Origin of the sequence: Streptomyces cadmiisoli (assembly GCF_003261055.1) — a bacterium.
Taxonomy (GTDB): Bacteria; Actinomycetota; Actinomycetes; order Streptomycetales; family Streptomycetaceae; genus Streptomyces; species Streptomyces cadmiisoli.
Genome location: NZ_CP030073.1, coordinates 3093255 through 3119521 on the forward strand (window position 1 = coordinate 3093255; position 26267 = coordinate 3119521).

Consider the following 26267-nt stretch of genomic DNA (forward strand, 5'->3'; position numbering starts at 1 on the left):
TGGGGAGGACGACGGGACGGAGAGCCGCGGGAGGGACACCGCCGGCCGTTTTCGCACGTCGTTCCACGAGCCGTGGGAGGCTGACAGGTGTCCAGCGCAGCCGAGCAGGAGACGGTGGCGGAGCAAGGTGCCGCCGGACAGCGGGGCCCGGTCGCCGCCGTGAACGGTGTGCAGCGCAGGGCTCCCGGGATGCCCGCGTGGCCCGGTGCGCCGATGCCGCTGGGCGCCCGATTCCGGGTCGGCCCGGACGGGGTGGCGGGCACCAACTTCGCGCTGTGGGCGGGGGGCGCGGAAGCGGTCGACCTGTGCCTGTTCGACGACGAGGGGGTGGAGTCCCGGCACCGCCTGACCGAGCTGACGCACGAGATATGGCACGGCTTCCTGCCGGGGGTGATGCCGGGGCAGCGCTACGGCTACCGGGTGCACGGCCGCTGGGATCCGTGGACCGGCGGCCGCTGGAACCCGGCGAAGCTGCTGCTGGACCCGTACGCGCGCGCGGTGGACGGCGACTACGGCCCTTTTGGAATGTCACCCGAGGTGTACGGGCACGTCCGTGACTGGCCGCAGCAGCAGGTCGCCGACACCGTGCGCGACGAACGGGACTCGGCGCCGTACGTGCCCAAGGGCGTGGTGGTCCACGACGAGGCGCCCGACGACGAATGGATGGACGACCGCCGTCCGAAGACCCCGTGGGCGGACTCGGTCATCTACGAACTGCATGTGCGCGGATTCACCCGGACGCACCCGGACATCCCCGAGGAACTGCGCGGCACCTACGCCGGGCTGGCGCACCCGGCGGCGATCGAGCACCTGACGAGGCTCGGCGTCACGGCCGTCGAGCTGCTGCCCGTGCACCAGTTCGCGCACGAGGACCATCTGCTGCGCCGCGGCCTGAAGAACTACTGGGGGTACAACTCGATCGGCTATTTCGCGCCGCACGCCGGGTACGCCGCCTCCGGCACCCGCGGCCAGCAGGTCGGCGAGTTCAAGGCGATGGTGCGCGCCCTGCACGCGGCCGGCATCGAGGTCGTCCTCGACGTCGTCTACAACCACACCGCGGAGGCGGGCGAGCTGGGGCCGATGCTGTCGCTGAAGGGCATCGACAACCGCGGCTACTACCGCCTCCAGTCCGACGCCCGCCGCTACGCCGACTACACCGGCTGCGGCAACACCCTGCACGTCGTCCAGCCGCACGTGCTGCGCCTGATCACGGACTCGCTGCGGTACTGGGTGACGGAGATGGGCGTGGACGGCTTCCGCTTCGACCTGGCGGCGGCGCTGGCCCGGTCCATGCACGACGTCGACATGCTCTCCCCGTTCCTCGCGGTCATCGCGCAGGATCCGGTGCTGCGCCGCGTCAAGCTGATCGCCGAGCCCTGGGACGTCGGGACCGGCGGCTACCAGGTGGGCGCCTTCCCGCCCCTGTGGACCGAGTGGAACGACCGCTACCGCAACGCCGTGCGGGACTTCTGGCGGCACGCGCTGCCGGACGTCCGGGAGATGGGCTACCGGCTGTCGGGCTCCAGCGACCTGTACGCGTGGGGCGGGCGCAGGCCGTACGCCTCCGTCAACTTCATCACCGCGCACGACGGTTTCACGCTGCGCGACCTGGTGTCCTACGAGCGCAAGCACAACGAGGCCAACGGCGAGGGCAACCGGGACGGCTCGAACGACAACCGGTCCTGGAACTGCGGGGCCGAGGGCGAGACGGACGACGAGCGGGTACGGGCGCTGCGCCGGCGGCAGCTGCGGAACCTGCTGACCACGCTGCTGCTGTCGACCGGTGTGCCGATGCTGGTCGCGGGCGACGAGCTGGGGCGCACCCAGCGCGGCAACAACAACGCCTACTGCCAGGACAACGAGATCAGCTGGCTGGACTGGGGGCTGCTGGACGACCCCGAGTGGCGCGCCCTGTTCGAGCTGACCGCCCGGCTGATCAAGCTGCGGCACCGGCATCCCGTGCTGCGCCGGCGGGCGTTCTTCTCCGGGCGGGCGCACTCCGCGGACGGCCTCAGGGACCTGGCCTGGTTCACCCCGCGCGGCACGGAGATGACCGAACGGGACTGGTACGCGCCCGCGGCGACGCTCGGCATGTATCTGTCCGGACGGGACATACCGGGCCGGGACGAGCGGGGAGCGCCGATCCTCGACGACAGCTTCCTGGCCGTACTGCACGCCGGGGAGCGGCCGGTGAGCTTCGTACTGCCGGGACCGCCGTGGGCCGAGCGGTACGAAGTGGTCGTCGACACCTCGCGGGAGGAGCAGGACGCGGCGCCGGAGACGGCGCACCGCGCGGGGACGGCGATCACGGTGCCGGCCCGGGCGGTGCTGCTGCTGCGGGTGTGCTCCTGACCCACCGCGGCCGGGCGGGCGATCCGCCGCACGGAACCGGCCCGCACGCGAAGGCGCAGGTCGCGGGACCGAGCGGAGGACCGAGGGCCCGCGCAGGTCGGGTCAAAACTCGGTGGGCGATGTCAGTGGCGAACCGTAGGCTCGCTCCTGATGCCCACAACACATGCCACCCCGCCCGAAGACCGCTCCACCGTACGCTCGCTGCTGCGCCTGTGGCCCTACGTCCGGCCGGTGCGGGCGCGTCTGTTCACCGCCGCGTTCGTCGCGATACTCGCGTCCTGCGTGGGCCTGGTGATCCCGCTCGTCCTGAAGTGGCTCGTGGACGGCCCCGTCGCCGACCGTGATCCGGCGGGCGTGTGGCTGGGGGCGCTGTACCTGCTGCTGCTCGGACTGGCCGAGGCACTGCTGTTCGGGCTGCGGCGGTGGCTGGTCGCGCGTCCGCTGGCGGGGGTCGAGGCGTCGATGCGGGCCGACCTGTACCGGCATCTGCAACGGCTGCCGGTGGCCTTCCACGACCGGTGGCCCTCGGGGCAGTTGCTGTCCCGCGGCACCACCGATCTGATGCTGGTGCGTATGTTCCTCGCCTTTCCACTGACCTTCCTGCTGGTCAACGCCGTGACGATCCTCGTGGGCGTGATCATCATGCTGGCGCAGGACCTGACGCTGGGACTGGTGATCCTGGGGCCGGCGGTACCGGTGATGGTCACCTGCCTGATCTTCGAGAAGCGGTACGCCGCGGTGGCACGGCGCGCGCAGGACCAGGTCGGCGATCTGACGACGGTCGTCGAGGAGAGCGTGCTCGGCATCCGGATCATCAAGGGGTTCGGGCGGCACCGCAGCCAGGCGCGGGCGTTCCGGGAGCTGTCACGGACACTGCGCGGCACGGAACTGCGCAAGGCGCGGCTGCTGGCGACGATCGTGGGCGTCATCGTGACGCTGCCGGAGGTGGCGATCGGGGCGGCACTGGTGCTCGGCGCGGTGCAGGTGGCCGACGGAACACTGTCGGCGGGCACGCTGGTTGCCTTCCTGTCCACGGCCCTCGCCCTGCGCTGGCCGGTCGACTCGATCGGCTTCCTGCTGGCGATGAGCCAGGAGGCCGCGACCGCCACGGAACGGTACTTCGAGGTGCTGGACGAGGCGGAGGAAGACGCGTCGCCCGGCGCGCGCGGGTCCGCGGCCGGCGACGGACTGCGGTTCCACGGCGTCACCTTCCGGTATCCCGACGCCCCCGAGGACTCCGCGCCCGTGCTGGAGGGCATCGACCTGCACGTGCGGCCCGGCGAGTCCATGGCCCTGGTCGGCGCCACCGGAAGCGGCAAGACCACACTGACCGCGCTGGTCCCCCGGCTGCACGAGGTGACCTCCGGGCGGATCACGCTCGACGGCACGGACATCGCCGCGATGTCCCGGCAGGAGCTGCGCTCCAAGGTCGCCGTCGCCTTCGAGGAACCCACCCTGTTCTCGGCCAGCGTCGGGGAGAACGTCCTGATGGGCGCCCCCGACGGGGCCGGAACCGCCGAGCTGCACCGCGCCCTCGCCGTCGCCCAGGCGGAGTTCGCCCACGCGCTGCCCGAGGGGACGGACACCCAGGTCGGCGAGCAGGGCCTGAGCCTGTCCGGCGGTCAGCGGCAGCGGCTCGCGCTGGCCAGGGCGGTGGTGGGCAGACCCGGCTTCCTCGTCCTGGACGACCCGCTGTCCGCGCTGGACGTGCACACCGAGGCGGCCGTCGAGGCGGCGCTGCGGGACGTCCTCGCGGACACCACCGCCCTGATCGTGGCGCACCGCCCGTCGACGGTCCTGCTCGCCGACCGGGTCGCGCTGCTGTCCGGCGGCCGGATCACCGCCGTCGGCACGCACCACGAACTGCTGCACACGAACACGGAGTACGCCCATCTGATGTCGGGGGCGGACCGGACACGCCAGGAGGCAGCCCGATGACCGCGTCCGCCACCTCCGCACCGGTCGCCGACGACCCGGAGGACGCACGGCACGGCAAGGCCGGCGACCCCTTCGACCAGGACGTCCTGCCGACACCGCCGGGCGCGACGGCCGCGCTGCTGCGCTCCCTGCTCGCGCCGATGAGGACCCGGGTCGTCCTGACCACGGTCCTGCTGCTGCTCCAGCAGGCGGCCGTACAGGCCGGCCCGCTGCTGGTGGCGTACGCCATCGACACCGCCGTCCCCGCGTTCCGCGACAACGACCACGGACCGCTGTTCGCGGTGGGGGCCGGCTATCTGCTGTGCGCCCTGGCGTCCGGCGCGCTGCAGTACGCGTTCGTGGTCACCTCCGCCCGGGTCAGCCAGGACGTGCTGCTCGACCTGCGCGGCCGGATCTTCCGGCACGCCCAGGCACTGAGCGTCGACTTCCACGAGCGCTACACCTCGGGGCGGCTGATCTCCCGCTCCACCACGGACGTCGAGTCGCTGCGCGAGCTGCTGGAGGAGGGCCTCCAGGAGCTGGTGATGGTCATCCTGTCCTGTGTGTACGTCGCGCTGATCCTGCTCTGGCTCGATCTCGGGCTCGGCGCGGTGGCGGTGGCGTCGTTCGGTCCGCTGTGGTGGCTCGTCCGGATCTACCGGCGGCGCGCCCGGCGGGTGTACGAGCTGCGGTCGACCGCCATCGCGGCGGTGATCGTGAAGTTCGTGGAGACGATGAACGGCATCCGGCCGGTGCGCGCCTTCCGCCGCGAGGCCGCCAACGACGCCGAGTTCCGCGTCCTGAACCGGCGGCACGAGCGGACCAACGGGGACGCGCTGCTGGAGATGGCCCGCTATGTCATCGGCTCGCGCGTGGTGGGCAACACGGCGGTCGCGCTGATCGTTCTGTGGGGCGCCCACCGGGTGGCGGACGGCACGCTGGCGCTGGGCGTGCTCGCGGCGGCGGTGCTGTACCTGCGGCGGATGTACGACCCGATCGACCGGTTCGGCATGTTCCTGAACTCGTACCAGTCGGCGGCGGCCTCCCTGGGGAAGATCGCCGGGCTGCTGGCCCAGACGCCGTCGGTGCCGGAGCCCTCCAGCCCCGGCCGGCTCCCGGAGCCCGCCTCCGCCCACCCCGGCCGCGAGGTCGTCTTCGACGCGGTCCGGTTCGCCTACCGCACCGGCGGCGAGGTGCTGCCCCGCTTCGACCTCACCGTCCCGGCGGGGCAGACGGTCGCGGTCGTCGGCACCACCGGCGCGGGCAAGTCGACCCTGGTCAAACTGCTCGCCCGCTTCTACGACCCGTCCGAGGGCCGGGTGCTGCTGGACGGGGTCGACCTGCGTGAGCTGGCCGTGCCCGAACTGCGGCGCGGGGTGGTGATGGTGACCCAGGAGGCGTTCCTGTTCTCCGGCACGGTCGCGGACAACATCGCTCTGGGCCGCCCGGACGCGAGCCGTGAGGAGATCGAGCGGGCCGCGCGGGCGATCGGCGCGCACGACTTCATCAGCGCGCTGCCCGAGGGCTACGACACGGACGTGCGCAAGCGGGGCGGCCGGATCTCGGCCGGCCAGCGCCAGCTCGTCGCCTTCGCACGGGCGTTGCTCGCCGACCCGGCGGTGCTGATCCTCGACGAGGCGACCAGTTCGCTGGACATCCCCGGTGAGCGGGCCGTGCAGCGGGCGATGGCGACGGTGCTGAAGGGGCGGACGGCCGTCGTCATCGCGCACCGGCTGTCCACGGTGGAGATCGCCGACCGGGTGCTGGTCATGGAGCACGGCCGGATCGTCGAGGACGGCACCCCGGCCGAACTCATCGCGGGGACCGGCAGGTTCGCGGGCCTGCACAAGGCCTGGCAGGACAGCCTGGCGTGACGGCGGACGACGGCGGCGGGCGGCGACGGAGGACGGGCGACGGATGATCGACGCGTACGAGGAGCCCGGCGCGCCCGACACCCGCGGCGGCGGCCGGTACCTGTGGTGGCTGGTGCGCAGGCAGCCGGGCCGGGCGGCCGCCGGGTCCCTGCTGGGCTGCCTGTCGCTGGTGACCCCGGCGCTGGTCCCGTATCTGCTGTCCCGCGCGATCGACGACGGGCTGGCACCGGGTGACCGGGCCGTTCTGATCGGCTGGGCGGCGGCGGTGCTGGTGGCGGGCGCGCTCACCGCCTGGCTGAACATCATGCGCCACCGGATCATGACCCGGCTGCGGATGGACGCCCACTTCCGCACCGTCAAGGTCGTGGTGGGGCAGACCGTCCGGCTGGGCGCGTCGCTGCCGCGGCAGGTCGCGGCCGGTGAGGTCGTCACCATCGGCGTCGGTGACGTGCAGACCATCGCGATGTCGCTGACCGTGGTCGGCCCCGGAGTGGGCGCGGTCGTCACCTACGCCGTGGTCGCCGGGCTGCTGCTGCCGGTGTCGCCGCTGCTGGCCGCGGTGGTGCTGCTGGGCGTGCCGGTGACCGGGGTCCTGGTCGGGCCGCTGATGGGGCGGCTGCAGGATGCCGAGACGGTCTACCGGGAGCGGCAGGGCGTGCTGACCGCGCGGATCGGCGATCTGGCCGGCGGGCTGCGGGTGCTGGGCGGACTCGGCGGCAAGGAGCGGGTCGGCGAGGCCTTCCGCCGCGACTCGCGCCGGCTGCTGGCCGAGGGGTACCGGGTCGGGGAGGTGACCAGCTGGATCCAGTCGCTGGGCTTCGGACTGCCCACCCTGTTCCTCGCCCTGGTGACCTGGCCGGCGGCCCGGCTGGTGGCCCAGGGGGACATCACCGTGGGCGAGTTGGTGTCCGTGTACGGGTTCGTGGCGGTGCTGGTCGTACCGGTCGCGTACGTCCTGGAGTTCGCCCACCAGATCAGCCGGGGCCTGGTCTCGGCGCGGCGGGTCGTGGGGTTCCTGCGGCTGGAGCCGCTGGAGGCCGACGGCATCCACGACGCACCGGCCGAGCCGGCGGTGCTGCACGACCCGGTCTCCGGGGTGCGCGTGCCGCCGGGCCGGCTGACCGCGCTGGCCTGCGCCCGGCCGGCCGACGCCGGGGCGGTCGTCGACCGGCTCGGCCGGTATCTGCCGTCCGAGGCCACCTGGGGCGGGCGGCGGCTCGACGAGATCGCGCTGCCGCAGGTCCGGCGGCGGATCCTGGTCGCCGACCACGAGGCCGACCTGTTCGCGGGCACCCTGCGCGAGGTGGTGTGCGGGCGGTCCGGACCGGACGGCCGGGACGACGCGGCGATCGCCGCCGCCGTGCGCACGGCCGCCGCCGACGACATCGTGCGCGGCCTGCCGGACGGGCTCGACTCGCGGATCGACGCGCAGGGCCGCAACCTCTCCGGCGGCCAGCGGCAGCGCGTGCGGCTGGTACGAGCGCTGCTGGCCGACCCCGAGGTGCTGCTCGCGGTGGAACCGACGTCCGCCCTCGACGCGCACACCGAGGCCGCGGTGGCCGAGCGGCTGCGGGCGGCACGCGCGGGCCGCACCACCCTCGTGACCAGTACGTCCCCGCTGGTGCTGGACCGGGCGGACCTCGTCCACCACCTGGTCGACGGCAAGGTCGCCGCCGTGGGCACGCACCGGGAACTGCTGGCCCGCGAACCCGGCTACCGCGCACTGGTGACCCGCGACGCACCCCCGGAACCGGACACCGAAACCGGACCGGAGGCCACGCCCCACCCCGCGCCGGACGGCGGACCCGGTCCGGACGCGGCGGACGGGTCCGATGTCCGGGCCGGTGCCGAGGAGGCCGTTCGATGACTGCGCCGGATTCCGGGACCGAGGGCCGGGGCCGGTTGCCGCTCGCCGGTCCCGCCGAGGTGCGGCGGGCGATCGTACGGCTCCTGCGGGGCGACGGCCGGGCCTTCGCCGTCGTCCTCGCCCTCAACACGGTGGCCGCCGGGGCCGGTCTCGTCGGACCCTGGCTGCTGGGCCGGATCGTCGACGAGGTCCGGGCCGGTGCCGGAGTCGACGTCGTCGACCGGCTGGCGCTCACCATCGTGCTGTGCGCGGCGGCGCAACTGGTGCTGTCCCGCTGGGCGCGCCGTGCGGGGCACCGGTTCGGCGAGCGCATGCTGGCCACCGTCCGGGAGGAGTTCGTCGCACGGACGCTGTCCCTGCCCGCGTCGGTGGTGGAGCGGGCCGGGACGGGCGACCTGACGGCCCGCGGCACCGCCGACGTGGCGACCGTGGGCACCACCCTGCGGGACGCGGCCCCCGAACTGCTCATCGCCTCCCTCCAGGCGCTGTTCCTGCTCGGCGCCGTGGTCGCGGTGGACCCGCTGCTCGGCGGCTGCGCCCTGCTGGGCCTGGTCGGCGTCTGGTTGCCGCTGCGCTGGTACCTGCGCCGGGCGCGCACCGCGTACCTCGCCGAGGGGGCGGCCACCTCCGACGTCGCCGAGGTCCTCGCGGCCACCGCGGCCGGGGCCCGTACGGTGGAGGCGTTCGGGTTGCGGCGGCGGCGGACCGCCGCGAGCCGGGACGCGCTCGAGACGGCGCGCCGCACCCGGCTGCACACGCTGTATCTGCGCAGCGTGTTCTTCCCGTCGGTGGACTTCGCCTACGCCGTGCCCGTGGTGGGTGTGCTGCTGACCGGCGGATTCCTGCTCGACCGGGGTGAGCTGAGCCTGGGCGCGATCGTCACGGCCACGCTGTATCTGCGGCAGCTGACGGAGCCGCTCGACACGCTCCTGGTCCGGGTGGAGCAACTCCAGGCCAGCAACGCCTCGTTCGCCCGGGTGGAGGGACTCGCGCGGATTCCCCGGACGGCGCAGGCCGGCTCCCCCGACCCGGACGGCGACCGTATCGACGTCACCGGCGTGCGCTACGCCTACGAACGCGGCGGCGAGGTGCTGCGCGGCGTGGACCTGACGGTGCGGCCCGGGGAGCGGCTCGCGGTCGTCGGTCCGTCCGGCGCCGGCAAGACCACACTGAGCAGGCTGCTGGCGGGCGTCGACGCGCCGGACGCGGGCAGCGTGACCGTGGGCGGTGTGCCGGTCGCCGGTCTCGGGCCGGAGCGGCTGCGCCGCCAGGTCGTCCTGGTCACGCAGGAGCACCATGTCTTCCTGGGCACGGTCCGGGACAACCTCCTGATCGCCGAACCCTCCGCCTCGGACGCGTCGTTGTGGGCCGCGCTGGCCGCGGTCGGCGCCGACGGCTGGGTGCGTGAGCTGCCCGGCGGCCTGGACGCCGAACTCGGCCCGGCGGGCCGGCGCACCGACGGCTCGCAGGCCCAGCAGCTCGCCCTGGCCCGGGTGGTGCTGGCGGACCCGCACACGCTGATCCTCGACGAGGCCACCGCGCTGCTCGACCCGGCGACCGCCCGGCACACCGAGCGCGCCCTCGCTGCCGTGCTGGAGGGCCGTACGGTGATCGCGGTGGCGCACCGGCTGCAGACCGCGCACGACGCGGACCGGGTGGCGGTGATGGAGGCGGGGCGGCTGACCGAACTCGGCACGCACGAGGAGCTGGTGGCGGCGGACGGCGCGTACGCACGGCTGTGGCGGACGTGGCACGGGGAACCGCGGCCGTAAACGTCGGTAATCCGCATATCGAACGTGAACTCCGGGCAACGAACGACTTCCGGACAAACCTTTGACGCGCTCCTGACAGGTCGGGTACTTCGGTGCCACGCTTCCCACGGCCCGCTTCACGGCAACCCCACTGATCCGCCGCCGTGTCGTCCCGTGGCCGCGTGCACCTGGTTTCGCGTTCTGCCCGGACGGCCCACCAGCCGCCCGGATCTCCCCTGGCCGCGCAATCCGCGGCCACGCTGAAGGAGTCAGTGTTGAGACTTAGTTCTTCGCGCAGACGCACCTCCCACACCCTGCAGCGTTCCGTCGCCTCCGTCGCCCTCGCCGGCGTCGCGGCCCTCCTCGCCACCGCCGTGCAGTCAGGGGCGGCGACGGCCGCCCCGCAGCAGGCACCGTCCGCGTCGGCCGAGGCCGGCGCCCAGCCCGTGAAGCTCACCCCGGCCCAGCGCGCGGCGCTGATCCGGGCGGCCGGCGCCGACACCGCGGCGACCGCCGACGAGCTCCGCCTCGGCGGCAAGGAGAAGCTCGTCGTCCGGGACGTCGTCAAGGACGCCGACGGCACCCTGCACACCCGCTACGAGCGGACCTACGGCGGCATCCCCGTCCTCGGCGGCGACCTGGTCGTCCGCACGGACGCGGACGGCCGGACCGAGGGCGTCACCAAGGCGACCCGGGCCGCCGTCGACGTGCCTTCGCTCGACCCCGCGATCAGCACCGACCGGGCGGAGCGGCAGGCGCTCGGCGCCGCGCGGGCGCAGGACGCCAAGGGCCCCGACGTGGACCGCACGCCCCGCAAGGTCGTCTGGGCCGCGAGCGGCAAGCCGGCCCTGGCCTACGAGACCGTCGTCGGCGGCCTCCAGGAGGACGGCACCCCGCAGGAGCTGCACGTCGTCACCGACGCCACGACCGGCAAGAAGCTGTACGAGTGGCAGGCCGTCAAGAACGGCACCGGTCACACGGTCTACAGCGGCACGGTCGACCTCACCACCACCCAGTCCGGGTCGACGTACAACCTCACCGACGGGGCGCGCGGCAACCACCGCACGTACAACCTGAACCGCGGCACCTCCGGGACCGGCACCCTGTTCTCCGGCTCCGACGACGTCTGGGGCAACGGCACCGCGTCCAACCCGGAGTCGGCCGGCGCGGACGCGCACTACGGCGCCGCGCTGACCTGGGACTACTACAAGAACGTGCACGGCCGCAGCGGGATCAGGGGCGACGGCGTCGGCGCCTACTCGCGCGTCCACTACGGCAACAACTACGTCAACGCGTTCTGGTCCGACAGCTGCTTCTGCATGACCTACGGCGACGGCTCCGGCAACGCCAACCCGCTCACCTCCATCGACGTGGCCGGCCACGAGATGACGCACGGCCTCACCTCGGCCACCGCGGGGCTCGTCTACAGCGGCGAGTCCGGCGGTCTGAACGAGGCGACCTCCGACATCCTCGGCACCGCCGTCGAGTTCTACGCGAACAACTCCTCCGACATCGGGGACTACCTGATCGGCGAGGAGATCGACATCAACGGCGACGGTACGCCGCTGCGCTACATGGACCAGCCGAGCAAGGACGGCGCGTCCAAGGACAACTGGTACTCGGGCATAGGCTCGATCGACGTGCACTACTCGTCCGGCCCCGCGAACCACTTCTTCTACCTGCTCAGCGAGGGCAGCGGAAGCAAGGTCGTCAACGGCGTCAGCTACAACTCGCCCACCGCGGACGGGCTCCCGGTGACCGGCATCGGCCGGGCGAAGGCCGAGCAGATCTGGTTCAAGGCGCTCACCACGAAGTTCACGTCCACGACCAACTACGCGGGCGCCCGCACCGGCACGCTGGCCGTCGCCGGTGAGCTGTACGGCACGTCGAGCGCCGAGTACAAGGCGGTGCAGGACGCCTGGGCCGGTGTCGCCGTCGGCCCGCGGCCCGGCGGTCCGGGCGGCGGTACCTCCTTCGAGAACACCGGTGACGTGTCGATCCCGGACAACGGCGCCGCGGTGACCTCCTCGATCGCCGTGACCGGCCGGGCCGGCAACGCCCCGGCCAACCTCCAGGTCGCGGTCGACATCGTGCACACCTGGCGCGGTGACCTGGTGATCGACCTGCTGGCCCCGGACGGGACGGCGTACCGCCTGAAGAACTTCAGCTCCTCCGACTCGGCGGACAACGTCGACGAGACCTACACGGTCAACGCCTCCTCCGAGGTCGCCGACGGCACCTGGCGGCTGAGGGTGCAGGACCAGGCGGCACGGGACACCGGCTACATCAACAGCTGGAAACTGACCTTCCCGTAGTCCCCGGTGCACGAGGCGGCACCCGGCGCGCGTCCGCCGCCGGGTGCCGCCCTACGCTTGGGCGCATGTCGTTCACCTACGAGGACGTCGGCGCCACCCGCGAGACGGGTTTCTGCCCGCCCGGCTTCCACCCCCTGCATGTGCGCACCCGCATAGGTGAGGGCGAGGCGGTGTTCCGCCGCGCCGCCGAGGCCGTGAGCACCTGGGAGATGCACCGGGCGATCGGTGTCGGCGTGGAGGCGACCGCGGACCGCGCGGCCCCCGGGGTGGACGTCACCATGACCCTCGCCGGCATGATCAAGGCGCCCTGCCGGATCGTCTGGACGGTCTCCGAGTACCGCCGCACCGGCTGGGCCTACGGCACGCTCCCCGGTCACCCCGAATGCGGCGAGGAGGCCTTCCTCGTCGAACGCACCGGAGACGGCACGGTCTGGCTGACCGTGTCCGCCTTCAGCCGCGCCGCGAAGTGGTACGCCCGCGCGGGCGGTGCGGCGACGAGGGGGCTGCAGCAGGCCTACGCGCGACGCTGCGGCAAGGTGCTCCGGCAGCTGTGCGAGCCGGAACAGCAGGACTGAGGCCCCCTCACCACCCGGCGGGTCAGCGCAGCAGCACCCCCGCCCCCTCCACCACGTCCTCCGACGGCACCGCCACCAGGCCGGGCTCAGCGCTCGACGCGAGCAGGCGATGCGCCGGGAGGATGCGCACCGTGTACCCGTAGGGCCCGGTGCGGTCCAGGGACAGCGGACCCTCGTACACCCAGCGGCCCTCCGCGTCCGCCCCGCCCACCGACTTCAGCGGGACCGCGGTGGCGTCGGCGATCCGGTCCTCGGAGTCCACCCGCCCGGACACCGCCTGCACCTCCACGTCGTCGGGGGCGAGTTCGCCGAGGCCGACACGGACCCGCAGGGTGAGCGTGGTGCCGAGTTCGGCGGTGGCGGTGGTCGCGGACGTCTCGACGTGGTCGACGGTGACCGCGTGCCAGGCCGCGCGCAGCCGGGACTTCCACTCGGCCAGCTCACGTGCCGTGTCCGGGGCCATGGCGCGGTGGGCGCGGGCGGCCGGAGCGTACAGCCGCTCGACGTACTCGCGGACCATCCGGCCGGCCAGCACCTTCGGGCCGAGCAGGGTGAGGGTCTGGCGCACCATCTCGATCCAGCGGTCGGGCAGACCGCCCGGTCCGCGCTCGTAGAAGCGCGGGGCGACACGCTGCTCCAGCAGGTCGTAGAGGGCGGCGGCCTCGATGTCGTCGCGGCGGTCGGGGTCGGTGCCCGCGCCGTCCGCCGTCGGGATCGCCCAGCCGAAGTCGGGCTGGAACCACTCGTCCCACCAGCCGTCGAGGACGGAGAGGTTGAGGCAGCCGTTCAGGGCCGCCTTCATACCGCTGGTGCCGCAGGCCTCCAGCGGGCGCAGGGGGTTGTTGAGCCAGATGTCGCAGCCCGGGTACAGCTTCTGCGCCATCGCCATGCCGTAGTCGGGCAGGAAGACGATCCGGTGCCGTACCCGCGGGTCGTCGGCGAACCGGACCAGTTCCTGGACGAGCCGCTTGCCTCCGTCGTCCGCGGGGTGCGCCTTGCCGGCCACCACGATCTGGACCGGGCGCTGCGGGTGCAGCAGCAGGTCCATCAGCCGGTCGCGGTCGCGCAGCATCAGCGTCAGCCGCTTGTACGACGGGACGCGCCGGGCGAACCCGATGGTCAGGACGTCCGGGTCGAGGACGCCGTCGATCCAGCCCAGCTCGGCCGTGCCGGCGCCGCGCTGCCGCCAGGAGACGCGCAGCCGGTCCCGCACCTCGGCCACCAGTTGCTCGCGCAGGGTGCGGCGAAGGTCGTGGATGTCCTGGTCGGGGATGTCCGCCACCGCGTCCCAGCGGTCCGCGTCGCCGCCGGTGAAGGCGTCCTCCGCGCGTTGCGCGCCGATCTGGCGGGCGCCGAGCCGGAACACCTCGGGGGCGATCCAGGTCGGGGCGTGCACACCGTTGGTGACCGAGGTGATCGGCACCTCTTCGGCGTCGAACCCGGGCCACAGACCGGAGAACATCTCACGGCTGACCTTGCCGTGCAGCAGGGAGACGCCGTTGGCGCGCTGGGCCAGGCGCAGGCCCATCACGGCCATGTTGAACAGGTTGGGCTCGCCTCCCGGATAGGTCTCCATGCCGAGCCGGAGGATGCGTTCGACATCGATGCGCGGGAGTTCGGCGCCGGGGCCGAAGTGGCGGGCGACGAGTTCGCGGTCGAAGCGGTCGATGCCCGCCGGGACGGGGGTGTGGGTGGTGAACACGGTGCCCGCGCGGACCGCTTCCAGCGCCGAGTCGAACTCCAGGCCCAGGTCGGCGAGTTCGGCGATCCGCTCCAGGCCCAGGAACCCCGCGTGCCCCTCGTTGGTGTGGAACACCTCGGGCCCGGGATGTCCGGTCAGCCGGCAGTACGTGCGCACCGCCCGGACGCCGCCGATGCCGAGCAGCATCTCCTGGAGCAGCCGGTGCTCGCTGCCGCCGCCGTAGAGCCGGTCGGTCACGCCGCGTTCGCCGAGGTCGTTCTCCTCGACGTCCGAGTCGAGCAGCAGCAGCGGGACCCGGCCGACCTGGGCCAGCCAGATCCGGGCACGCAGGAACCGGCCGCCCGGCAGGGCGAGGGTGACCTGGGCCGGGCTGCCGTCGGCCTCCTTCAGCAGGGCCAGCGGCAGCTCGTTGGGGTCGAGGACGGGGTAGTGCTCCTGCTGCCAGCCGTCCCGGGACAGGCTCTGCCGGAAGTACCCGTGCCGGTACAGCAGCCCGACCCCGATCAGCGGCACGCCGAGGTCGCTGGCCGCCTTCAGATGGTCGCCGGCCAGGATGCCGAGTCCGCCGGAGTACTGGGGCAGGGCGGCGGTGATGCCGAACTCGGGCGAGAAGTAGGCGACGGCGGCGGGCAGCTCACCGGGCTGCGCCTGGTACCAGCGGTCGCCGGTGACGTAGTCGTCGAGTTCGTCGGCGACGGTGGTGAGCCTGCGCAGGAACCGGCGGTCCTCGGTCAGCTCGGCGAGCCGCGCGGGCCGCACGCTGCCCAGCAGGCGTACGGGATCGCCCCCCGAGGCGGCCCACCGCTCCGGATCGACGGACTGGAACAGGTCGCGTGTCTCGGTGTGCCAGGACCAGCGCAGATTGCGGGCCAGATCGCTCAGCGGCCGCAGGGAGTCGGGAAGAACGGGTCGGACCGTGAACCGACGGATCGCCTTCACATTCCACCTCGTCAGCGTGCGGAGGAGGACGCACAGCGGCGTGCGTCCCGTCGTCGCTATCGACGGTAGTGGTTACTTCGCCGTCCGACGGGGGCTCGCCGGGACGCTCAGGGCGCACTACGGCGCGTGGGGGTCGGTGAACTCGACGTCCGGGGGGAGAAGATGCCCGAGCTGCGCGAGGCGTTGGGCCACGGCGGTGGGGGTGCGGGCCAGCTGATGGGCGGCGGAGAGGATGTGCACGAGAGGGACGGGGACCTGTCCGTCGAGCCACAGCCAAGAGGTCTGCGCGCCGTGACGGAGCAGCACCAGGTTGTCGCCGGGGCTCCACTCACCCGCCGGCGGTTCCGGCGCCACGTCATGCCCCCAGCTCGTCAGACGCTCGACCACCTGGTCAGTCGTCAGCTCGCGCGTGCGCGCGACCCGGATCACGTGGTGCCACGGGACCCGCCGGTCCACCTCCAGCCAGGGCGGACCGCCGTCCTGCTTGAGGCTCGCCACGGCCAGGTCGAGATAGTCGCGGGGCTGTCGCGGATGCTCGTCGAGCCCTCGGACGGTGAACCCGAGTTCGATCAAGCGCAGCGCGACGTCCCGATCCGCCAGCCGGTTGTCCCGCGCCAGAGCCAGAACGGCGTCGGCCTCGACGTGGCCTGGAAGATAGCCGCCCGATTGCCGGGGCACCCCGTAGAACCGGTACAGGTCCTCGGCAAGCCTCCGGTATGCGTGCAGTTCCTCGGCGGCCGGCAGCTCGGGCGGCGTGAGGCCCAGCTCGACGAGCCGTTGGACCAGTTGTTCCGGGCTCTGCCCTCCGGCACGGGAGATGCGCAGCAGGTGGTAGAGCAGCAAACGCTCGTCCTCGGAGAGCCAGGGCGGCCGGCTGTCGCCGTTCCGGCTGATGAGTGCCAGGTCGGTGCTGTCGACCAGGTCGGGCATCGTGCCGGGCGCCAGCTCGTGTCCGGCCGCGGTGAGCACCTCGGCAACGTGGTCCGCCCGTCCGGGAAAGGCGCCGACAGCCAGGACCAGGTGGGCGGGCATCACGGGCCGGTCGCGCGGCAGCTCGGGGCCGCCGGGTTCCAGATGCCGCCTCAGCACGAGGTCGGGCAGGTCCGCACGGTTCGGGGGCCAGGAAGGCGTCTGGCTCACGCCCAGCTCGTCGTCATCGGGTACCCGGAATCCCAACCCCGCGAGCAACCGCGCCAGCGCGCGGGGATCTTCGTCGTTCCGCCGGGCGACCTTGCGCACCGTGGCGACGCTCAGCTCGGCTCCTGCCGACATCCAGGGGTACATGCCGTCCCCGTCGCTGCTGAGCAGACGTACATTCGGCACGTCCGCGAGCCGCCGCAGGACATCGTCGTCGGGCAGCTTCAGTCCGAAGGCCTTGAGCCGGTCCGCGGCGCGTTCCAAGGGAAGTCCGCTCGACTGGGCGGCCACCAGAATCAGTCCTGGTGCGAGATGCTGCTCGCCGTCTTTTTCGTCGACCTGGCTCAGGAGCAGTTCATCGGTGGGGCGCGCCACCAGGAGCGGGGACCGGGGGCGGACTCCGGAACCCTCGTCGGCGGCCGCCCAGACCCGTGCCCGCCACTCAGCGAAGACGCCGCCGTAATCCGTACGCACCATCGCCTCGCCGGCCATCCGGGTGCGGTCCACCAGAAGTCGGTCACCTGGGCAGCAGCCCACGAGGCCCGCGTCCGCCACGAACTCGGCGCCGTCGGGCGAGCGGAGTGCGAAGCGGTGTCCACGTGCCACCGCCTGTTCGGCGATCAGGTCGGCGAGCCGCGCCTGCCGCTGGGGCTCAGGACCGAGTTCCAGCCGCTCGCCGGGTTCCGGCCAGCCGCCCCGTGCCAAGGCGTGCAGCCACTCCAGTGACAGCACACCCCCGCCCTCCTCGAACAGCACCGGGATCTTCTCGGTGAGGAGATCGGCGACGTACGCCTCGTGGTCGTCGAGCATGGCCCCGCGGTCCAGCCGCAGCGTCGGCGCGTGCTTGCCGGTGAGGTTCACCACGCAGCCGAAGCGGTCCTCCCCCGCCCACAGCCCGTCCGCCAGAACGCCGCCCCGCCCGCCGCACCACCACACACCGTCCCCGGCGTCCTGCGCCGCGGGGGCCTCTCCCTCGTGCCGCCACGCCCCTTCCGGGTCGGAGACGGAGTCACGGCCGAGGTGTTCGGAGATGGCGCCCGGTCGCCACCGCAGCGGCTCGTCCTCGCCCTCCGTGACCGTCACGGCGAAGTCCGACACCCACAGATGCCTGCGCATCACCTCGCCGCAGGACACACTCTCCTCGGGGTTTCGCAGATAAAGCCGCACGGCGGTACCCGCCCACCGGCTGTTTCCCTGCGGAGTGACGCGGAACAGCGCTCCGGGCCCGTCGATGTCGACGACGAGTTTCTCCCCGGGTCCGAAGTCGGGGCTCAGTCGGCTCGTCGTCACCCGGATCTCGTCGGCGAGCATGAAATAGCTGAGCACGCCGATGCCGAACCGGCTGTTCGGGTGGAAGGGGATTCCGGCCTTGGCCCACTCGGCCCGCTCCTCCAGGAACTTCCGCTCCTCCACGAACCGGCTTCCGGCAAAGGCGAACAGGTGGCGCAGCTCGTGCCGGCCCATGCCGATGCCGTTGTCGCGGCACTCGATATAGGCCCGACCGTCCTCGTCCTCTCCCTGGGTGAAGACGATCTGCCCCTGCCAAAGGTCGGGCTCGTCGGGGTTGCGGAGGTTCCACAGATCGGTACGGGCCCGCCGGTACCGGCAGGCGTCCAGGGCGTTCTGGTACAGCTCGCGCAGCGCGAGGGTGCGGTCCTGGTAGAGCTGTTCGCCCATGAGCAGGTCCCGGACCCGGTCCCCGTCCAGCCTGAACCGTACGTCGGACCTGTCGTACCGGGGCCTGCGGTCGTCGTCCAGTGCGGGTGTCACCTTGCCCGCGCCGAACGCGGCCGGAACTCCCCAGCTCGCCACCCGTTCTCCGGCCGGGCCGCGCAGCACGGCGCGCACGGCCCGGTCGAGGGTGTCGGCGTGGTCGCGCAGGGCCAGCTCCACGGCGAGGTGCGGGCAGGCGGTGGACAGTGCGCGGCAGCGCGGACCGTCCGGTTGCCAGGTCGCCTCCCGCAGCGCGGTGCGGAAGGAGTCGCCGTCGACCGGGGCGCTGATGCCGAGGTGTTCGGCGACGAGGGAGGAGAGCAGCGTCGGGTCGACGGCCATGTGGTGGGCGACGGTGAGGAGGATCCCCGTCTTCTCCCAGTCCACGGTGTGCTCGGCGCCGCGCTGGGCGGCGACGGTTTCCGGCTCCGGCGGCTGCCACTGTTCGAGGTCCAGTCCGATCAGCTCGACGAGCCGCCACAGCCGGTCGGGACCGAGTACCTCACGGACCAGCCACGGCTCGAACTCCGGTTCCTCGGGGAGAGTTACGAGGCCGGCGAGCCCGGATCCGCGGACCGCGTCCCGGGTCGCCGGCAGCCGCAGCAGCCATTGCCGGGCGAGCCACCACGCGATGGCCCGGGCGTCCCCGTCCCGGCCGCGCTGCCGGGCCCTGCGCTCGCGGTCCTTGAGGGCCAGGTGGCCGGAGCAGTACCGGTCGAAGGCTCCCCGGTCGGCGAAACCGCAGTCCGCCAGGGGGCCGGGCGCGCCGTCCACCAGCGTCCAGGGCCGCAGGTCCCGGGCCAGATGGGCGAACCGGGTGCCGAAGGCGGTGTAGAGGTAGGGACCGGCGACCAGCAGCGCGGCCTCGGTGAGGCTGAGGGCCGGGGCGGGGGCCGTCCGCTCGTCGTCTCGGCGGGGGGTGGGGGCCGACTCGTACAGCATCGTCGCGACGCCGAGACTCATCCGGCTCTCGCTGCCCATGGGGCGCCAGATGTCCCCGTGCTCGGCGAGCCATGCGTCGGCGATGTCGGTCTCGTGTCCCCACAGCCCGACGAGCCGGGCGACCGCGATCCGCACCTGTTCGACGGCCTGCTCGGCCTCGGACTCGTCGAGCCGCTCGCACACCACGCGCCGCCATGCCTCGTGCTCGACGGCCATCTGCTGCCAGGGGTGTTCCTGGACCCGGTCCGGCCCGCCCGGCCCGCGGCCCGGGAACAGTACGAGGCCGTCCTTGCCGGTGGGACAGTTGACCTGCACTCCCTGATCGGAGCGGCCCCGGTCGCTGCGGGCGATCTCCCGGACCCGGTCGTCGAGCAGGCTCTCCATCGCGTCCAGGGCACCGGGAGCCGCCGCGTCCCGGGCGATCTCGGTGAGTGCTCTGGTGAAGTACGAGAATCCCTTGGCGCCGTCCCCCGCCGGGCCGTCGTCGGCGGGCGGTCCGGCGGCCGGTCCGAACCCGGCGGCACCGTACCGTGTGCAGGCGTAGACGTGCGCGTACCGGGGCCGGCCGGGTGCGCCGCCCTCGGCGTAGCCGGTGCTGCCCTTGCTCCAGTCGCGTTCGTCGGTGCCGGCCTTGGTGAACGACTCGAAGTCCACCCGGCAGGCATCGACGGCGACGACCAGTTGATCGGCTCGTGAGTCCAGCAGGTAGTCGCCGAACTCGATGCGCAGGCAGGTGTCCAGGAAGTGCCGTGAGCCGCTGTGGGCCGGACCGGTGACCAGGTAGTCCGAGCCGTCCTTGTGGAAGCCGTGTCCCGACAGCACGAGCAACAGGTGGTCGCCGGGTGCCGCGCGCAGCACAAAACGTTCGATCTGGTCCTTGATCGCCGTCCCGTTCAGCTCGTCCGCGTCAAGAACCATCGCCTCCTGATACCCGGAAGCCTTCAACGCCTCAGCCAGTCCCCGCAGTTCACTGGTGATGAAGGGCATCGGCCGGAACGCGGAGTCGCCGCTGTAATGGTCCACGCCCACCAGCAGGGCGCGGAACCTCTGGTCTCTTCCGTCCGGTGCGCCCCGGCTACCGCCCACTGCCGGCCGGCCGCGGGGTCAGCGTCAGCTGGATGCCGCCCGTGCGCTGGGCCTGGGCGCCGACACCGAGGACCACGAGCTGCCCCGAGGCGGTCAGTTGGCAGGACACCTGCACCTCGGAGATGCCCCAGCCGTCGGGACCGGCTTGGTCGAGCCCCTCGAAGGCGTCCCGCAGCCCGTTCAGGGTGCGGCTCAGACGGGCGTTGAGGTCGGCGGGCGTGAAGCTGCGGCGGCGGACCCGTTCGCCGTCCTCGCCACCGCCCCGGCGCCAGGACTTGTCGTGGCCGCCGCGGTCGTCCGGCTCGTCATCGACGACCAGGAACTCCAGGTCGCCCGAGGTCTCCTCGTCCGTGGTCCGCTCGTCCGTCGTCCGCCGCGCGCCGCCCGGATCCCGGTCGTAGGACTCCATGCCCCGGCTCCCCCACACTCGTCACAACACTTCCGGCCGATCATAGGCCGATCTCCGCCACCGGCGTCCGGCATTCGCGCCACACCGCGTCCCGGTGACACCCCGCCCCGTCGCCGCTTCTCCGCCAATTCTCGGCGGCCGGGAATCGCCCCGGCGGTCCGTCCGTCCTCGGCGGCCTGGAACAGCCCCACCGATCCGCCGGGCCACGACGGCCTGGAATCACCGCAACCGTCCGCTGCTCCCCCACCCACCCCATGGGCGATATGGCCGATTCCGCCTGCCTCGGCGTCCTTGTGGTGCTTCGGGGGGCACGAGAGGCTGCCCACTGGCGTGCCGGCCGGTGCGCCGGGTCCGCCCGGGCGCCGCCGGCCGGGGCACGCCGTGTCGAGGAGGGGAACTCGGGCCATGGCACGGACGCGAACACGGCGTCTGCGCTGGGCGGGTGGGCTGACCGCGGTGACGTGCACCGCGGTGTTGTCGGCCGGCACACCGTCCGCGCAGGCCGCCGCACCGGAGGGGCGGATACTCGGCGCCGGTGCACCCGGCGCCGTCACGGGAAGCTATCTGGTGACGTTGAAAGAGGGAACAAAGGCTCCGTCGGTCGCCGGGAAGGGCGTCGCCGCGAAGTACGGGGCGAGAATCAGCCACATTTTCGGCGCGGTCCTGAACGGTTACGCCGTACGGGCCGACGAGAGACAGGCGAAGCGGCTGGCGGCCGACCCGCGGGTCGCCTCCGTCGCGCAGGACACCCGGGTGGTCGCCGGCCACACGCAGAAGAACCCGCCGTCATGGGGACTGGACCGCCTCGACCAGCCCGGCCTGCCGCTCGACAAGAGCTACACCGGGCCGGAGTCGGGCGGCGCCGGAGTGACGGTGTACGTGATCGACACCGGCATCCGCATCTCGCACAAGGACTTCGGCGGCCGGGCCGGCCACGGCTGGGACTTCGTCGGCGGGGACAAGTCCGCCGGGGACGGCAACGGGCACGGCACGCACGTCGCGGCGACCGTCGCCGGCCGCTCCCACGGCGTCGCCAAGAAGGCCAGGGTCGTCGCCGTACGTGTGCTCGACAACGCCGGCGCGGGTACGACCGCGCAGGTCATCGCCGGTGTCGACTGGGTGACCCGGCACGCTCGCAAGCCCGCTGTCGCCAACCTCAGCCTGGGCGGCTTCTACAACGCGCAGTTGGACGCCGCCGTACGCACCTCCATCGCCTCCGGCGTCACGTACACGGTCGCGGCGGGCAACGACGGCCTCCCCGCCGGGCTCTACTCGCCCGCGGGCGTCCGGCAGGCCATCACGGTCGGCGCCACGAGCCGGACGGACGCGCGGGCGTCGTTCTCCAACTACGGCGCCGCGCTCGACCTGTTCGCCCCGGGTGTGTCGATCACCTCCGCGTCCCATCGCAGCGACACGGGCGCGGTGACCTTCTCCGGCACCTCGATGGCGTCGCCGCACGCGGCGGGCGCGGCGGCGCTGTATCTGGCCGGCCATCCGAAAGCCACCCCGGCACAGGTCTCCAAGGCCCTGGTTTCCAGGGCGGTTTCCGGCAAGGTCTCCGGCCGGGGACCCGGTTCACCGAACGAACTCCTGCAAATACCCCGCTCGTAGCGGCGTATTCCGGCCTCAGTGGAAGGATCGGCCCCGTTCATTCCGAACGGGGCCGGTCTTGTGCGTAGACATACGCGTGAGTAGTTAACAAAGTGCCGGATTGCCCACCCGAATAGGGTGGGAAGGCTCCAGCGGTACGCCCCACCGGCACATCACGCACGACCCACCTCCCCACAGCCATCCGCCCACCCACGTTGACGCGGACAGGAGCGGTGATGCCCGCCACGCACCACTCGTCAGCACCCCGGACGACCCCCGGCGCCACGGGTGCCGATTCCCCCCTCGTACGCCCGGCCGACGCCGGCCCGCCGGCCCCGGAGCCATCCTCCGCGGGCGAGGCCACGGCCGTCGGCCGCATACCCGTCCTCGATGTCCGGCCGATCGTCCAGCACGGGCGCAGGCCCGCCAAGGCGGTGACCGGTGAGGCCTTCGAGGTCTCGGCCACCGTGTTCCGCGAGGGACACGACGCGGTCGCGGCCAATGTCGTGCTGCGGGACCCGGAGGGCCGGGCCGGGCCGTGGACGCCGATGCGCGAACTCGCCCCCGGCACCGACCGCTGGGGCGCCACCGTGCGCGCCGGCACGCCCGGCCTGTGGACGTACACCGTGGAGGCCTGGGGCGATCCCGTCGCCACCTGGCGGCACCACGCCGAGATCAAGATCCCCGCGGGGATCGACCCGGACCTGGTCCTCGAAGAAGGCGCGCGCCTGTACGAGCGAGCCGCGGTCGGAGTGCCGGACGGCGAACGGCCCGCGGTCCTCGCGGCCCGCGCGGCCCTGCGGGACGAGACGCGTTCCGCCTCCGCGCGCCTCGCGGCGGCGTTGACGCCGCAGGTGACGAGTCTGCTGGCGCGGTATCCGCTGCGGGAGTCGGTGACGGCGTCGGATCCGTTGCCGTTGCTGGTGGAGCGGGAGCGGGCGCTGTTCGGGTCGTGGTACGAGTTCTTCCCGCGTTCCGAGGGCACCGCGGAGCGGCCGCACGGGACGTTCCGGACCGCGGCGCGCCGGCTGCCCGCGATCGCGGCGATGGGGTTCGACGTGGTGTACCTGCCGCCGGTGCATCCCATCGGCAGCACGTTCCGCAAGGGCCGCAACAACTCGCTGTCGCCCACGCCGGAGGACGTGGGGGTGCCGTGGGCGATCGGTTCGCCGGAGGGCGGGCACGACGCGCTGCATCCGGCGCTGGGCACGATCGAGGACTTCGACCGGTTCGTGGCCCGGGCTGCGGCGCTGGGGCTGGAGGTGGCACTGGACTTCGCGTTGCAGTGCTCGCCGGACCATCCGTGGGTGGACAAGCATCCGGAGTGGTTCCACCACCGCCCGGACGGGTCGATCGCGTACGCGGAGAACCCGCCGAAGAAGTACCAGGACATCTACCCCGTCGCGTTCGACCGGGACATGGCGGGGCTGGTGGCGGAGACGGTGCGGGTGCTGCGGCACTGGATGGCGCACGGGGTGCGGATCTTCCGGGTGGACAATCCGCACACCAAGCCGGTGGTGTTCTGGGAGCGGGTGATCGCGGACGTCAACGGCACCGACCCGGACGTGATCTTCCTGGCGGAGGCGTTCACCCGGCCCGCGATGATGCACACGCTGGCGCAGATCGGCTTCCAGCAGTCGTACACCTACTTCACCTGGCGCAACACACGTCAGGAACTGACGGAGTACCTGACCGAACTGTCGGGGGAGGCCGCCTCCTACATGCGGCCCAACTTCTTCGTCAACACGCCCGACATCCTGCACGCCTACCTCCAGCACGGCGGGCGTCCCGCCTTCGAGGTCCGGGCCGTGCTCGCCGCCACCCTCTCGCCCACCTGGGGCGTGTACTCGGGCTACGAGCTGTGCGAGAACACCCCGCTGCGGGACGGCGGCGAGGAATACCTCGACTCGGAGAAATACCAGCTCAAACCCCGTGACTGGGACGCCGCCGAACGCGAGGGCCGCACCATCGCACCCCTGATCACCACCCTCAACACCATCCGCCGGCAGAGCCCGGCCCTGCGTCAGCTGCGCGACCTCCACTTCCACCACGCGGACCAGGAAGCGGTGATCGTCTACTCCAAGCGGACGGAATCGAACACGGTTCTGGTGGTCGCCAACCTCGACCCCCACCACACCCAGGAGGCCACGGTCTCGTTGGACATGCCGCAACTCGGCCTGGAATGGCACGAGTCGGTGCCGGTGCGCGACGAGCTCACCGGCGAGACCTATCACTGGGGCAGGGCCAACTATGTGCGCCTGGAACCCGGCCGCCGGCCGGCGCACATCCTCACCGTCCTGCGACCGTCCACCCCGCAGACCGGAGGGTCACCCACAACATGATCGTCAACGAGCCCGTCCCGGACACCTTCGAGGACACCCCGGCCCAGGACCGGGACCCGGAATGGTTCAAACGCGCCGTCTTCTACGAGGTCCTCGTCAGGTCCTTCCAGGACAGCAACGGCGACGGCGTCGGCGACCTCAAGGGCCTGACCGCCAAACTCGACTACCTCCAGTGGCTCGGTGTGGACTGCCTCTGGCTCCCCCCGTTCTTCAAGTCACCCCTGCGTGACGGCGGCTACGACGTCTCCGACTACACCGCCGTACTGCCCGAGTTCGGCGACCTCGCCGACTTCGTGGAGTTCGTCGACGCCGCCCACCAGCGCGGCATGCGCGTCATCATCGACTTCGTCATGAACCACACCAGCGACCAGCACCCGTGGTTCCAGGAGTCCCGCAAGGACCCCGACGGCCCCTACGGCGACTACTACATGTGGGCCGACGACGACAAGCAGTACCAGGACGCCCGCATCATCTTCGTCGACACCGAGGCCTCCAACTGGACCTTCGACCCGGTCCGCAAGCAGTACTTCTTCCACCGGTTCTTCTCCCACCAGCCCGACCTCAACTACGAGAACCCGGCCGTGCAGGAGGAGATGGTCTCCGCGCTGCGCTTCTGGCTGGATCTGGGCATCGACGGATTCCGGCTGGACGCGGTGCCCTACCTCTACGCCGAGGAGGGCACCAACTGCGAGAACCTTCCGGCGTCCCACGAGTTCCTCAAGCGGGTGCGCAAGGAGATCGACGCCCACTATCCGGACACGGTGCTGCTGGCGGAGGCCAACCAGTGGCCGGAGGACGTGGTCGACTACTTCGGCGACTTCGGCTCCGGCGGCGACGAGTGCCACATGGCCTTCCACTTCCCGGTCATGCCGCGCATCTTCATGGCGGTCCGCCGCGAGTCCCGCTACCCGGTCTCCGAGATCCTCGCCAAGACACCCGCCATCCCCTCCGGCTGCCAGTGGGGCATCTTCCTGCGCAACCACGACGAGCTCACCCTCGAAATGGTCACCGACGAAGAACGCGACTACATGTACGCGGAGTACGCCAAGGACCCGCGCATGCGCGCCAACATCGGCATCCGCCGCAGGCTCGCCCCCCTGCTGGACAACGACCGCAACCAGATCGAGCTGTTCACCGCCCTGCTGCTGTCGCTGCCCGGCTCGCCGATCCTGTACTACGGCGACGAGATCGGCATGGGGGACAACATCTGGCTCGGCGACCGCGACGCGGTGCGCACCCCCATGCAGTGGACGCCGGACCGCAACGCCGGCTTCTCGTCGTGCGACCCGGGCCGGCTGTATCTGCCGACGATCATGGACCCGGTCTACGGCTACCAGGTGACCAACGTCGAGGCGTCCATGTCGTCGCCGTCGTCGCTGCTGCACTGGACCCGCCGCATGATCGAGATCCGCAAGCAGAACCCCGCCTTCGGCCTCGGCTCGTACACCGAACTCCAGTCCTCCAACCCGGCCGTACTGGCGTTCCTGCGGGAGCACGGCGACGACCTCGTGCTGTGCGTGCACAACTTCTCCCGCTTCCCGCAGCCGACCGAACTCGACCTGCGCTCCTTCACCGGACGCCATCCGGTCGAGCTCATCGGCGGGGTCCGCTTCCCCGCCATCGGCGAACTGCCGTATCTGCTGACCCTGGCGGGCCACGGCTTCTACTGGTTCCGGCTCCGCAGGGACGCGGTGTAGCACACAGGGCGGAGCGGGCGGTTTCTCCCGCTCCGCCCGGGGCACGCATCAGTAACACC

Annotated in this window: 13 protein-coding genes; 10 read left to right on the top strand and 3 right to left on the bottom strand. The window is 72.3% G+C overall.

Annotated elements, in window-relative coordinates; all coding sequences use genetic code 11:
• Positions 1-87: 87 nt before the first annotated feature.
• The 7 genes from glgX to DN051_RS13005 all read left to right on the top strand — a co-directional run bounded on the left by glgX (position 88) and on the right by DN051_RS13005 (position 12651).
• Positions 88-2352 carry a glycogen debranching protein GlgX gene (gene glgX / locus DN051_RS12975; RefSeq protein ID WP_053759966.1) on the top strand — a complete coding sequence of 755 codons (2265 nt, stop codon included), beginning with the start codon at positions 88-90 and terminating at the stop codon, positions 2350-2352.
• 150 nt (positions 2353-2502) lie between these two features.
• Positions 2503-4290: an ABC transporter ATP-binding protein gene (locus tag DN051_RS12980; RefSeq protein WP_112438737.1), complete on the top strand. Its 1788-nt coding sequence runs from the start codon at positions 2503-2505 to the stop codon at positions 4288-4290.
• Positions 4287-6143 (top strand): ABC transporter ATP-binding protein, encoded by a 1857-nt coding sequence (locus DN051_RS12985; RefSeq protein WP_053759964.1) that lies wholly within the window; start codon positions 4287-4289, stop codon positions 6141-6143. The genes DN051_RS12980 and DN051_RS12985 overlap by 4 nt, the downstream gene beginning before the upstream one ends.
• 43 nt (positions 6144-6186) lie before the next feature.
• On the top strand, positions 6187-8010 hold the full coding sequence (locus DN051_RS12990) for an ABC transporter transmembrane domain-containing protein (protein WP_112438738.1): 1824 nt from the start codon (positions 6187-6189) through the stop codon (positions 8008-8010).
• Complete coding sequence (locus tag DN051_RS12995) at positions 8007-9782, top strand: ABC transporter ATP-binding protein (RefSeq protein WP_053759963.1); 1776 nt, start codon at positions 8007-8009, stop codon at positions 9780-9782. The genes DN051_RS12990 and DN051_RS12995 overlap by 4 nt, the downstream gene beginning before the upstream one ends.
• 254 nt (positions 9783-10036) lie before the next feature.
• Positions 10037-12076, top strand: a complete 2040-nt coding sequence (locus DN051_RS13000) for a M4 family metallopeptidase (RefSeq protein ID WP_053759962.1) — start codon at positions 10037-10039, stop codon at positions 12074-12076.
• A gap of 65 nt (positions 12077-12141) precedes the next feature.
• Entirely contained in the window at positions 12142-12651 is a 510-nt protein-coding gene (locus DN051_RS13005) for a DUF1990 domain-containing protein (protein ID WP_053759961.1), read from the top strand.
• Between the two features lie 22 nt (positions 12652-12673).
• Here DN051_RS13005 and DN051_RS13010 read toward each other — a convergent pair whose 3' ends face one another.
• The 3 genes from DN051_RS13010 to DN051_RS13020 form a co-directional block, all read right to left on the bottom strand.
• Positions 12674-15292 (bottom strand): glycosyltransferase family 1 protein, encoded by a 2619-nt coding sequence (locus DN051_RS13010; RefSeq protein ID WP_053759960.1) that lies wholly within the window; start codon positions 15290-15292, stop codon positions 12674-12676.
• A 117-nt stretch (positions 15293-15409) separates the two neighbouring features.
• Positions 15410-20107 (bottom strand): wHTH domain-containing protein, encoded by a 4698-nt coding sequence (locus tag DN051_RS13015; protein WP_162624918.1) that lies wholly within the window; start codon positions 20105-20107, stop codon positions 15410-15412.
• 52 nt (positions 20108-20159) lie between these two features.
• Positions 20160-20579 carry a Pepco domain-containing protein gene (locus tag DN051_RS13020; RefSeq protein WP_053759958.1) on the bottom strand — a complete coding sequence of 140 codons (420 nt, stop codon included), beginning with the start codon at positions 20577-20579 and terminating at the stop codon, positions 20160-20162.
• Between the two features lie 405 nt (positions 20580-20984).
• Here DN051_RS13020 and DN051_RS13025 point away from each other — a divergent pair, with 405 nt between their 5' ends.
• The 3 genes from DN051_RS13025 (at position 20985) to treS (ending at position 26208) form a co-directional block, all read left to right on the top strand.
• The gene (locus tag DN051_RS13025; RefSeq protein ID WP_053759957.1) at positions 20985-22190 is read left to right on the top strand and encodes a S8 family peptidase; all 1206 of its coding nucleotides are present in this window, start codon (positions 20985-20987) and stop codon (positions 22188-22190) included.
• Between the two features lie 215 nt (positions 22191-22405).
• Positions 22406-24511 (top strand): alpha-1,4-glucan--maltose-1-phosphate maltosyltransferase, encoded by a 2106-nt coding sequence (locus DN051_RS13030; RefSeq protein WP_112438740.1) that lies wholly within the window; start codon positions 22406-22408, stop codon positions 24509-24511.
• Positions 24508-26208: a maltose alpha-D-glucosyltransferase gene (gene treS, locus DN051_RS13035; RefSeq protein ID WP_112438741.1), complete on the top strand. Its 1701-nt coding sequence runs from the start codon at positions 24508-24510 to the stop codon at positions 26206-26208. Before DN051_RS13030 ends, treS begins: the two co-directional genes overlap by 4 nt.
• Positions 26209-26267 lie beyond the last annotated feature (59 nt).

Excerpts from the sequence above, each read along its gene's own strand:
- DN051_RS12985 (WP_053759964.1), top strand. The coding sequence starts at position 4,287 with ATGACCGCGTCCGCCACCTCCGCACCGGTCGCCGACGACCCGGAGGAC.
- DN051_RS13005 (WP_053759961.1), top strand. The coding sequence starts at position 12,142 with ATGTCGTTCACCTACGAGGACGTCGGCGCCACCCGCGAGACGGGTTTC.
- DN051_RS12995 (WP_053759963.1), top strand. The coding sequence starts at position 8,007 with ATGACTGCGCCGGATTCCGGGACCGAGGGCCGGGGCCGGTTGCCGCTC.
- DN051_RS13030 (WP_112438740.1), top strand. The coding sequence starts at position 22,406 with ATGCCCGCCACGCACCACTCGTCAGCACCCCGGACGACCCCCGGCGCC.
- DN051_RS12980 (WP_112438737.1), top strand. The coding sequence starts at position 2,503 with ATGCCCACAACACATGCCACCCCGCCCGAAGACCGCTCCACCGTACGC.
- DN051_RS13020 (WP_053759958.1), bottom strand. The coding sequence starts at position 20,579 with ATGGAGTCCTACGACCGGGATCCGGGCGGCGCGCGGCGGACGACGGAC.
- treS (WP_112438741.1), top strand. The coding sequence starts at position 24,508 with ATGATCGTCAACGAGCCCGTCCCGGACACCTTCGAGGACACCCCGGCC.
- DN051_RS13025 (WP_053759957.1), top strand. The coding sequence starts at position 20,985 with ATGGCACGGACGCGAACACGGCGTCTGCGCTGGGCGGGTGGGCTGACC.
- DN051_RS12990 (WP_112438738.1), top strand. The coding sequence starts at position 6,187 with ATGATCGACGCGTACGAGGAGCCCGGCGCGCCCGACACCCGCGGCGGC.